The sequence below is a fragment of the Pseudomonas sp. Pse79 genome (assembly GCF_024519615.1).
Classification (GTDB): domain Bacteria; phylum Pseudomonadota; class Gammaproteobacteria; order Pseudomonadales; family Pseudomonadaceae; genus Aquipseudomonas; species Aquipseudomonas veronii.
The window spans coordinates 254,432-265,322 of record NZ_JALJRR010000007.1 but is presented as its reverse complement, the minus strand read 5'-3'; the positions used below and the strand labels follow the sequence as shown (position 1 = coordinate 265,322).

11 protein-coding genes are annotated in these 10,891 nt (G+C 59.2%); 9 read left to right on the top strand and 2 right to left on the bottom strand.

The window, feature by feature from the left end; translation table 11 throughout:
• Nucleotides 1-521: 521 nt before the first annotated feature.
• The gene (locus tag NR164_RS12100; RefSeq protein WP_256822782.1) at nt 522-1,742 is read right to left on the bottom strand and encodes a CaiB/BaiF CoA-transferase family protein; all 1,221 of its coding nucleotides are present in this window, start codon (nt 1,740-1,742) and stop codon (nt 522-524) included.
• Between the two features lie 13 nt (nt 1,743-1,755).
• Complete coding sequence (locus tag NR164_RS12095; protein ID WP_017849059.1) at nt 1,756-2,937, bottom strand: acyl-CoA dehydrogenase; 1,182 nt, start codon at nt 2,935-2,937, stop codon at nt 1,756-1,758.
• Between the two features lie 156 nt (nt 2,938-3,093).
• Here NR164_RS12095 and NR164_RS12090 point away from each other — a divergent pair, with 156 nt between their 5' ends.
• The 9 genes from NR164_RS12090 to NR164_RS12050 all read left to right on the top strand — a co-directional run bounded on the left by NR164_RS12090 (nt 3,094) and on the right by NR164_RS12050 (nt 10,889).
• The gene (locus NR164_RS12090) at nt 3,094-3,990 is read left to right on the top strand and encodes a LysR family transcriptional regulator (protein ID WP_256822781.1); all 897 of its coding nucleotides are present in this window, start codon (nt 3,094-3,096) and stop codon (nt 3,988-3,990) included.
• Nucleotides 3,991-4,447: 457 nt separating this feature from the next.
• A complete protein-coding gene (locus tag NR164_RS12085) occupies nt 4,448-5,569 on the top strand; it encodes a Re/Si-specific NAD(P)(+) transhydrogenase subunit alpha (protein ID WP_046381520.1) in 1,122 nt (373 codons plus the stop codon).
• A 15-nt stretch (nt 5,570-5,584) separates the two neighbouring features.
• Nucleotides 5,585-5,905 carry an NAD(P) transhydrogenase subunit alpha gene (locus NR164_RS12080; RefSeq protein WP_003187417.1) on the top strand — a complete coding sequence of 107 codons (321 nt, stop codon included), beginning with the start codon at nt 5,585-5,587 and terminating at the stop codon, nt 5,903-5,905.
• The gene (locus NR164_RS12075) at nt 5,905-7,341 is read left to right on the top strand and encodes an NAD(P)(+) transhydrogenase (Re/Si-specific) subunit beta (RefSeq protein ID WP_017849056.1); all 1,437 of its coding nucleotides are present in this window, start codon (nt 5,905-5,907) and stop codon (nt 7,339-7,341) included. The genes NR164_RS12080 and NR164_RS12075 overlap by 1 nt, the downstream gene beginning before the upstream one ends.
• Nucleotides 7,342-7,520: 179 nt before the next feature.
• A complete protein-coding gene (locus NR164_RS12070; protein WP_017849055.1) occupies nt 7,521-9,014 on the top strand; it encodes an acetyl-CoA hydrolase/transferase family protein in 1,494 nt (497 codons plus the stop codon).
• A gap of 316 nt (nt 9,015-9,330) precedes the next feature.
• The gene (locus tag NR164_RS12065; protein WP_017849054.1) at nt 9,331-9,546 is read left to right on the top strand and encodes a DUF1127 domain-containing protein; all 216 of its coding nucleotides are present in this window, start codon (nt 9,331-9,333) and stop codon (nt 9,544-9,546) included.
• Nucleotides 9,547-9,811: 265 nt separating this feature from the next.
• Complete coding sequence (locus tag NR164_RS12060; RefSeq protein ID WP_017849053.1) at nt 9,812-9,994, top strand: DUF1127 domain-containing protein; 183 nt, start codon at nt 9,812-9,814, stop codon at nt 9,992-9,994.
• 159 nt (nt 9,995-10,153) lie between these two features.
• A complete protein-coding gene (locus tag NR164_RS12055; RefSeq protein ID WP_256822780.1) occupies nt 10,154-10,474 on the top strand; it encodes a DUF2388 domain-containing protein in 321 nt (106 codons plus the stop codon).
• A gap of 106 nt (nt 10,475-10,580) precedes the next feature.
• Nucleotides 10,581-10,889, top strand: a complete 309-nt coding sequence (locus NR164_RS12050; protein WP_046381522.1) for a DUF2388 domain-containing protein — start codon at nt 10,581-10,583, stop codon at nt 10,887-10,889.
• The last annotated feature ends 2 nt before the right edge of the window (nt 10,890-10,891 follow it).

The following is a 10,891-nucleotide window of genomic DNA, read 5'->3' as shown; positions in this document are numbered from 1 at the left end:
CACAAGCACCCACACGAATTGCTTGATTCAGTTGTTAAAGAGCGGTTGGTTAAGATCTTTCGTCTCAACCGAGGCGCGCATTCTACAGCAGCCTCATTTGCTGTCAAGTGATTATTTTAAGAAGTTTTCAAAGTTTCCTTTGTAACTTCAACCACTTGCGCTTCCGATCTCTCGTTAGCGGGAGGCGAATTCTACAGCGTTACACGCTGCTGTCAACACCTCTTTTTCTCCGCTTTCGACCGAGAAGATCGAAACGTTAATAGAGCCAAACAACACCGCTCTACCAACTCCTTCCAGGCTTCGATGAACTTAAGCAGGCCGCTGTCGAATCTTGCGTAACTCTTTGTTTACCAAGGAGTTTTCCGTTTCGACTGCGCCGGAAGTGGGGCGAATTATAGACGTCCAGGATTTGCCGTCAACCTTTAATTTCGCTTATCTATCCAATAGTTAGGATTGGCTAAAAAACAACCAACTTTCTTCTATATAGAGCCCTTAATGACGCTCTATATAGAAGAGAGGACTCAGATAACCCCAGCTTCTTTTAAAGCAGCCACATTCGTCGGCATCAACCCCAGCACTTCCTGCAACACCCTGACCGTATGCTCACCCAATAAAGGAGGCGCGCTGCGGTATTCCACAGGGGTCTTGGATAACCGTATAGGACTGGCAACCTGAGGCACCATCCCCGCCAGTGCATGAGGCAACTCAATCGCCAGCCCGCGCGCCTTGACCTGGGCATCCGCGAATACCTGCGCCAGATCATTGATCGGCCCGCACGGCACGCCGACTCGCTCCAGTTGCGACACCCATTCAGCCGTCGTCTTGAACACCGTCGCCTGGCGAATCAAGGGAATCAGTTCCGCGCGATTGGCCACCCGCACCTTGTTGGTCGCGAAACGCGGATCATCCGCCCACTGCGGCTGACCTGCCACCTGCGCAAACTTACGGAACTGCCCGTCATTCCCCACCGTCAGGATGAAGTCGCCATCGGCCGTGGGAAAATCCTGATAAGGCACGATATTCGGATGTGCATTGCCCAAGCGCTTTGGCGGCACGCCTGTCGTCAGGTAGTTCATCGCCTGGTTGGCCAGACAAGCCACCTGCACATCCAGCAGCGCCATATCAATATGTTGCCCGCCGCCGTCACGCTCGCGATGAGCCAGCGCCGCCAGGATCGCCACCGCCGAATAGAGCCCCGTAAGGATGTCAGTCAACGCCACCCCCACTTTCACCGGGCCCGCCCCCTCATCACCCTCCGGCCGCCCCGTCAGGCTCATGAGTCCGCCCAACCCCTGGATCATGAAGTCGTAGCCCGCACGCGCCGCATAAGGCCCCGTCTGGCCAAACCCCGTGATCGAGCAATAGATCAACGCCGGGTTGACCTCCTTCAGCGAGGCATAGTCCAACCCATACGCCGCCAGGCCGCCCACCTTGAAGTTCTCGATCAGGATGTCGGACTTGGCCGCCAGGTCACGCACCAGCTTCTGCCCCTCCGGCTGCGTGAAGTCGATGGTCACCGACTCTTTGTTGCGGTTGGCCGACAAGTAATACGCCGCTTCACTGGTGTTCTCGCCATACGCGTCCTTGAGGAAGGGAGGCCCCCAGGCACGCGTGTCGTCACCATTGCCCGGCCGCTCGACCTTGATCACTTCGGCCCCAAGGTCCGCGAGGATCTGCCCGGCCCAAGGGCCCGCCAGTACTCGCGACAAATCCAGTACCCGCAGATGCGAAAGCGCGCCCATGCCCGTGCTCCTATTAATAGAACGCCTGAAGACCGGTTTGCGCGCGCCCCAGAATCAAGGCGTGTACATCGTGGGTACCTTCATAGGTGTTCACCACCTCCAGGTTGACCAGGTGACGCGCCACCCCGAACTCGTCGGAGATACCGTTGCCGCCCAACATATCCCGCGCCATGCGTGCGATATCCAGCGACTTGCCGCAGGAATTGCGCTTCATGATCGAAGTAATTTCCACCGCCGCAGTGCCTTCATCCTTCATCCGTCCCAGGCGCAGGCAGCCTTGCAAGGCCAGAGTGATCTCGGTCTGCATGTCCGCGAGCTTCTTCTGGATAAGCTGGGTCGCCGCCAATGGCCGACCGAACTGATGCCGATCAAGGGTGTACTGGCGAGCGGTATGCCAGCAGAACTCGGCAGCACCCAGCGCGCCCCAGGAGATCCCGTAACGAGCGGAGTTAAGGCAGGTGAAGGGGCCTTTCAAGCCACGCACATCCGGGAAGATGTTCTCGTCGGGCACGAACACGTTGTCCATGACGATCTCGCCGGTAATGGAAGCCCGCAGGCCGACCTTGCCGTGAATCGCCGGAGCGCTCAGACCTTTCCAGCCTTTCTCCAGGACAAAACCGCGGATATCGCCGGCATCGTCCTTGGCCCACACCACGAACACATCGGCGATCGGGCTGTTGGTGATCCACATCTTGGCGCCGGTCAGGCTGTAGCCGCCATCCACCTTGCGTGCCCGGGTAATCATCGCGCCCGGGTCGGAACCGTGGTTAGGCTCAGTCAGACCGAAGCATCCGATCCATTCACCCGACGCCAGTTTCGGCAGGTATTTCTGTTTTTGCGCTTCGGTGCCGAACTCATTGATCGGCACCATGACCAGTGACGACTGCACACTCATCATCGAGCGATAGCCGGAGTCGACTCGCTCGACCTCACGCGCAATCAACCCGTAGCTGACGTAATTCAGGCCACTGCCGCCGTACTGCTCGGGAATCATCGCGCCCAACAGGCCGGTTTCGCCCATCTCACGGAAGATCGCAGGGTCGGTCTTTTCATGGCGGAAGGCTTCGAGCACCCTTGGCGCCAACTTGTCCTGGGCGAATTGCTCAGCACTGTCGCGCACCATGCGCTCTTCTTCGGTGAGCTGTTGATCCAGCAGCAGTGGATCGATCCAGTTGAAGCTTGCCTTGCCAGCCATGAATAAGTCCTCGCAAAGAAATCAGAAGTCGTGGATGCAGACTAGGCTCGGCAAGCGCAGAGGGCAAACGAGGTTTTTGCATAGGCTTGTGCTAATTTCTCACTCCGTAACGACCGAGAAGGGCGCAAACGCGCCTTATAAGTGAGAACAAGGTACATGCGCAGAAAAATCCCCAGCACCACCGCCCTTGTCAGCTTTGAAGCTGCAGCCCGCCACGAGAGCTTTACCAAGGCGGCGCAGGAGCTTTCCATCACTCAGGGCGCCATTTGCCGACAGATCGCCAGCCTCGAGGAGTTTTTGAGTGTCGAACTGTTTCGACGCTCGCGGCGTGGGGTCAAGCTCACAGAAGCGGGCCTGTCGTATAGCCGTCGTGTCGCCACGCAATTGGACGCGGTGGAGCGCGACACCTTGTCCGTCATGGGACAGCAGGGCGCGAACGTCATCGAGCTGGCGGTGGTGCCGACCTTTGGCACCCAATGGCTGATCCCTCGCCTCAAGGACTTTCAGCGCCAGCACCCGGAAGTCACGGTCAACCTCACCAACCGCACGCGCCCCTTCCTGTTTGCCGACACCGAATTCGACGCCGCGATCTATTTCGGCGATGCCGACTGGTCCGGTACCGAATCCCACCGGCTGATGGGAGAAAACCCGGTCCCGGTGTGCAGCCCGCGCTTACTCGGCAGCCGCACACACTTCAGCCCCCAGGAAATCGCAGAACTGCCGCTGCTGCAGCAGACCACGCGGCCCTATGCCTGGCGCCAGTGGTTCAACGCGCAACAACTGAACATACCCCGCGACATGACAGGCCCCCGCTACGAGCTATTCTCGATGTTGTCCCAGGCGGCCATGCATGACATGGGCATTGCGCTGATTCCACCGTTCCTCATCCAGCGCGAACTGGACGAGCACCAACTGGTGATCGCGAGCCCTGAAGCACTGAGCAGTTCGAAGGCGTATTACTTGATGATTCCTGACAGGAAAGTCGAATCGGCCTCCCTGCACGCCTTCAGGGACTGGCTGATCGACCAGTCCCAGCGCTATAGCCCCCAGTAATCTAAGGACGGAGCGGCATTTGTTGACTATGTAGTCAGCTAAAATAGAATCCTACAGATATATATAAATGTCGCATTCCAGCAAACTGTACCTGTTCGGCGAAAATGAGGCTAAAAGCCATGATTCTCATGGCTTGTAGCGACTATTACCGGCTAATGCCCGACTATTCACAACGGCGAGGTCGAAACTACAAAAAAACCGAAATACACCTTTAACCACTTGTATTTAAATAAGTTATCTCAAGGCATTGCGACAATCAGTCACAGGGTGACTTGTAGTTAATTTTTCGTCACCCGTCATAATCCCTTGAAGGCCGTAAAGTTCGCCTGCAAAATGCCGCGCCCCGCTGTCATTTCAGCGGGATCGTGCTGATCGGCCGCCCCAGATGCGCCACTCACGGTGCGCTGGCCTTTTTACAATAAGATCAAAAGCAAAAAGATCATGCAGGAGATTTCACGTGCACATTGGTGTTCCTCTCGAAACCCAGACCGGTGAAACGCGGGTGGCTGCCACCCCGGAAACCATCAAGAAGCTGATCGGCCAGGGCCATAAGGTCACTGTACAAAGCGGGGCGGGCATTAAAGCCAGCATCGTCGACAGTGCCTATGAAACGGCAGGTGCAACCATTGGCAGCGCCAGCGATGCATTTGGCGCGGAGCTGATCCTCAAAGTGGTTGCCCCCAGCGACAGCGAACTGACGCTGATCAAAAGCGGCACCGTGCTGGTGGGCATGCTCAATCCGTTCAGCAATGAAACCATCGCCAAGCTGGCCGAGCAGGGCATCACGGCCTTCGCGCTCGAAGCCGCGCCGCGGACTTCGCGGGCCCAGAGCCTGGACGTGCTGTCGTCCCAGGCCAACATCGCCGGTTACAAGGCCGTGTTGCTCGCCGCCCATCATTACCCACGCTTCATGCCGATGCTGATGACTGCCGCCGGTACGGTAAAAGCCGCGCGTGTGTTGATCCTCGGCGCTGGCGTCGCGGGCCTGCAGGCCATCGCCACGGCGAAACGTCTGGGTGCAGTGATCGAAGCGTCTGACGTGCGCCCGGCCGTGAAGGAGCAGATCGAATCCCTCGGCGCCAAGTTCGTCGACGTGCCTTATGAGACCGACGAAGAGCGTGAATGCGCCGTCGGCGTCGGCGGTTACGCACGCCCGATGCCGACCAGCTGGATGCAACGCCAGGCCCTGGCGGTCCACGAACGCGCCAAGCAGGCCGACATCGTCATCACCACCGCCCTGATCCCGGGCCGCAAGGCTCCGACCCTGCTCAGCGCCGACACGGTTGCCCAGATGAAGCCGGGCTCAGTGGTGATCGACCTTGCCGCAGCCCAGGGCGGCAACTGCCCGCTGACCGTCGCCGACCAGGTGGTGGTGGAAAACGGCGTGATCATTTGCGGCCCGACCAACCTGGCGGGTGCCGTCGCCGCCGACGCATCGGCCCTGTATGCGCGCAACCTGCTGGACTTCCTGAAGCTGGTCTTCAACAAGGAAGGGCAGTTTGAAATCAACCTCGAAGACGACATCGTCGCCGCGTGCCTGATGTGCCGCGACGGCCAAGTCATCCGCAAAAACGCCTAAGCAGGGATTCAGACGATGGAAGAGCTTATCTCCCCCGGTATCTACAACCTGATCATCTTCGTGCTGGCGATTTATGTCGGTTACCACGTGGTCTGGAACGTTACCCCCGCACTGCACACGCCGTTGATGGCGGTGACCAACGCAATCTCGGCGATCGTGATCGTCGGCGCCATGCTGGCCGCTGCGTTGACCGTGACTCCGCTGGGCAAGACCATGGGCACTCTGGCCGTGGCCCTGGCGGCCGTCAACGTGTTCGGCGGCTTCCTGGTGACTCGCAGGATGCTTGAGATGTTCAAGAAGAAAGCCCCGAAAGTAAAAGAAGAGGCGCCGAAGTAATGAGCATGAATCTTGTCACGACGCTCTATCTGATCGCGTCGATCTGTTTCATCCAGGCCCTCAAAGGCCTGTCGCATCCGACCACTTCGCGGCGCGGCAACCTGTTCGGCATGCTCGGCATGGCGCTGGCGGTGCTCACCACCGTGGGCCTCATCTATAAGCTGGGCGCTGAGCTTGCCACTGCCGGCATCGGCTACGTGATCGTGGGCCTGCTGATCGGCGGCACCGCCGGCTCGATCATGGCCAAGCGCGTGGAAATGACCAAGATGCCGGAACTGGTCGCCTTCATGCACAGCATGATCGGCCTGGCCGCGGTGTTTATCGCCATTGCCGCCGTGGTCGAACCGCAATCCCTGGGCATCGTCAAACACCTGGGCGATGCGATCCCGGCCGGTAACCGCCTGGAACTGTTCCTCGGTGCCGCCATCGGCGCCATCACCTTCTCCGGTTCGGTGATCGCCTTCGGCAAGCTGTCGGGCAAGTACAAGTTCCGCCTGTTCCAAGGCGCACCGGTACAGTTCGGCGGCCAACACAAACTGAACCTGGTGCTCGGCCTGACTACATTGGGGCTCGGCCTGACCTTCATGTTCACCGGCAACCTCTCTGCCTTCGCGCTGATGCTGGCCCTGGCGTTCGTGCTGGGCGTGCTGATCATCATCCCGATCGGCGGCGCCGACATGCCGGTAGTGGTGTCGATGCTCAACAGCTACTCCGGCTGGGCTGCGGCAGGGATCGGCTTCTCGCTGAACAACTCGATGCTGATCATCGCCGGCTCGCTGGTGGGCTCCAGCGGTGCGATCCTGTCCTACATCATGTGCAAGGCGATGAACCGCTCCTTCTTCAACGTGCTGCTCGGCGGTTTCGGCAATGCGCCGGATGCCGGTGCGGCGGCCGGCTCGAAAGAAGCGCGCCCGGTGAAATCCGGCTCGGCCGACGACGCCACGTTCCTGCTGACCAACGCCGATACCGTGATCATCGTGCCGGGCTATGGCCTGGCAGTGGCACGGGCACAGCATGCGCTGAAGGAACTGACCGAGAAGCTGACCCACCGTGGCGTGACCGTGAAGTACGCGATCCACCCGGTGGCCGGCCGCATGCCCGGACACATGAACGTATTGCTGGCCGAGGCCGAAGTGCCTTACGACCAGGTGTTCGAGATGGAAGACATCAACTCCGAATTCGGCCAGGCTGACGTAGTACTGGTGCTCGGCGCGAACGACGTGGTCAACCCGGCCGCCAAGAACGATCCGAACTCGCCGATTGCCGGCATGCCGATCCTCGAGGCGTTCAAGGCCAAGACCATCATCGTCAACAAGCGCTCGATGGCCAGCGGCTATGCCGGCCTGGACAACGAGCTGTTCTACCTGGACAAAACCATGATGGTCTTCGGCGACGCCAAGAAGGTTATCGAAGACATGGTCAAGGCTGTCGAGTAACACTGCGCCAGCGCAATACCCGAAACCCTGGCCTGCAGTAGGCTAGGGTTTTTTATTGCAGCATGAAAACCGACCAAAGGCCCTAAATCGCTGCCCGGCATTCGACCATGGTAGCGGGCCGAAAACTTTTGAAATCACTAAACTGCGCACCTTGCCTCCGTATCTCGAGATAACAATCCATGTACCGTGATCGTATCCGCTTGCCTTCGCTGTTGAACAAGGTCATGAGCGCGGCTGATGCCGCCGCACTGATCGAGGACGGCATGACCGTCGGGATGAGCGGCTTTACCCGTGCGGGTGAAGCCAAAGCCGTCCCTCAAGCTCTGGCCGAACGTGCCAAGACGTCGCCGCTGAAAATCACCCTGATGACCGGCGCCAGCCTGGGCAACGATCTCGACAAACAACTGACCGAAGCCGGCGTACTGTCGCGACGCATGCCGTTCCAGGTCGACAGCACCCTGCGCAAGGCGATCAATGCCGGCGAGGTGATGTTCATCGACCAGCATTTGTCGGAAACCGTCGAGCAACTGCGCAACAACCAGCTCAAGCTGCCTGACATTGCCGTGATCGAAGCCGTTGCGATCACCGAACAAGGCCATATCGTGCCGACCACTTCCGTGGGCAACTCGGCCAGTTTCGCGATTTTCGCCAAGCAAGTGATCGTCGAGATCAACATGGCGCACAACCCGAACCTGGAAGGCCTGCACGACATCTACATCCCGACCTATCGGCCAACGCGCACGCCGATCCCGCTGGTAAAAGTCGACGACCGCATTGGCAGCACCGCGATCCCGATTCCGCCGGAGAAAATCGTCGCCATCGTGATCACCAACAAGGCTGACTCGCCTTCCACAGTGACGCCGCCGGACGCCGACACCCAAGGCATCGCCAGCCACCTGATCAACTTCCTCAAGCAGGAAGTGGACGCCGGCCGCATGACCAACAAGCTCGGCCCGCTGCAGGCCGGGATCGGCAACATCGCCAACGCCGTGATGTGTGGCTTGATCGATTCGCCGTTCGAAGACCTGACCATGTATTCGGAAGTGCTGCAGGACTCGACGTTCGACCTGATTGACGCCGGCAAGCTGAGCTTCGCCTCCGGCAGTTCGATCACCTTGTCGGAGCGGCGCAACAGCAACGTGTTCGGCAACCTGGAGCACTACAAGGACAAACTGGTGCTGCGCCCGCAAGAAATTTCCAACCACCCTGAAGTGGTTCGTCGCCTGGGCATCATCGCGATCAACACCGCGCTGGAGTTCGACATCTACGGCAACGTCAACTCCACGCACGTGTGCGGGACGCGGATGATGAACGGGATCGGCGGCTCGGGCGACTTCGCGCGTAACGCGCACCTGGCAATCTTCGTGACCAAGTCGATTGCCAAGGCCGGGGCGATTTCCAGCGTGGTGCCGATGGTCAGCCACGTCGACCACACCGAGCACGACGTCGACATCCTGGTGACCGAAGTGGGCCTCGCCGACTTGCGTGGCCTGGCGCCACGGGAGCGCGCACGGGTGATCATCGACAACTGCGTGCATCCGGACTATCGCGATGCGTTGAACAAATACTTCAACGCCGCTTGCGCGATTGGTGGCCACACCCCTCACGTCCTGCGCGAAGCCCTGAGCTGGCACATTAACCTGGAAGAAACCGGGCACATGCTCAAGGATTGATCGATACACAACCGAGCTGATGCACACAGTTTCATCAGCTCGGTTGCACCACCCTCCTTTCTGTAAAAAACTGTACTGCTGTACCGGTCTTTTCCTACCGAAATATCCCACACCCTTCTTCTAAAATGCCATTTTTGCACTGTTTCAGTGCGGACAGGTACAGTTGCCCCATTTCCGTACAGTACAGCCGCTATAAACAGTTAACTGGCCCCTCACAATACAGGTGAACTGTATCTAGAGAGTCTTGCGCGGGAGGAGGATCATTGGCATCAGTTAAACCACTACCTAATCCCGCCACAAGCGGAAGGATGTCATCATGGAACGTACACTCAGTTCCGATCTGTTCTTTGAAGAAAAAGCTGTAAGCACCCAGGCTTCCCTGCCTCTGCGCGTTATCGCCAACCTGATGCTGTGGCAGCGCCGCATCTCCAGCCGCCATCAACTGGCTCGTCTGGATTCGCGTCTGCTGGCTGACGCCGGTATCAGCGAAGCACAACGCTACGAAGAGCTGAGCAAGCCGTTCTGGCGCTAATGAGCGCTCGCTGGCCCTGACCCACCGGGTCCACAGCCAGCAACCTGATTCGTTAAGCAAAGCCCGCCCCGGGTCACCGGAGGCGGGCTTTGTTGTGTCTGGGCCCGGGTGTTTTCGGCCCCGAACAGATCGCTTGCAAATCAACCAGTACAGTTAAATTATTATAACAATTAAGCAGTACAATTGAGTGCCGGTGTATCTGTATCGGTCGAAACGATCCGCTCAACATGGTCTTCCAAAAAAAAGACCCTGTAAGGCGCTCCCCATGCACCCACCAACCCCGCGCACCACGTTGTTACGCCGCACCGTCGCCACGCTCGCCAGGTGGCGGCAACAGGCCCGAGAACGACACCAACTGGCCCAGCTCGACCCGCGAGAGCTGTCCGACGCGGGTATCAGCCCCGGTGAGCGCCAGGTCGAGCTGTCCAAGCCGTTCTGGCGTGACTAGACAGTCAAGACGCTTTTCGAATGGACAAGCCGCGGCTTAATATCCGGTCACCACGTGGCGAACCGTGTAGAACGGGCGTCTGATGCTCAATGGCATCCACATCCGTTTCACAGTGGCCGCTGCGCGCGACCTTATTTGTTCATCTACAGGAGTAACCCCATGTCCCGTCTTCGCCTGCTGAGTGCCGCCGCCCTGTTGGCCCTCACCGCCAACGCCCATGCGTCCAGCCTCATCGTGACGACCGACTCGATCGTCGGCGCATTGAAAGCCACCTCCGATGCCAGTTCCGATGCCACCTCCTCCCTGCGTGACAACAAGGTCGTGCGCGCCGCCCGTGACGACGCCGCCAGCTTCGTCGCCAGCCAAGGCGCCATTCGTGGGGTCAAACTGGAAAGCGCTCTGGCACAGATCCGCCAGCAAGCGCCACAACTGAGCGCTGCGACAGACGCACAACTGGCCCAGGCCATTCTGGCCATCTGAAAACCCGTCGGAACAAGGGAGCGCCAGCCGCTCCCGGATGCCTCGACGCTGGCTCTCGCCCGGGCATTGCGCTAGCCTTGGCGCTCGCTTTCAGTTGTCGAGTCCCATGGCTTTTTCATACCGCCTAGTGCTGGTTCCCGTGATGTTTGCTGCCGGCTGGTCGCCATTGGCTTCGGCCTTTGATCTGTCCACCCAGAGCACTGTGGTGAGCGCTTATGCCACCAGCAAAGTGACCTCCGCGCCGTTTGACCGAAAGTGGGTGCTGGCCGCCCAGGATGACGCTGCCGCATTCATTGCCACTGACGGCCGATGGCGGGGGGCTCGGCTGGAATCAGCGCTGGATCGTCTGCGCCGCAGCCAACCAAAACTTAACGCCAGCGACCTTGAACTGGCGCAAGCAATTCTCGTCCAATAATC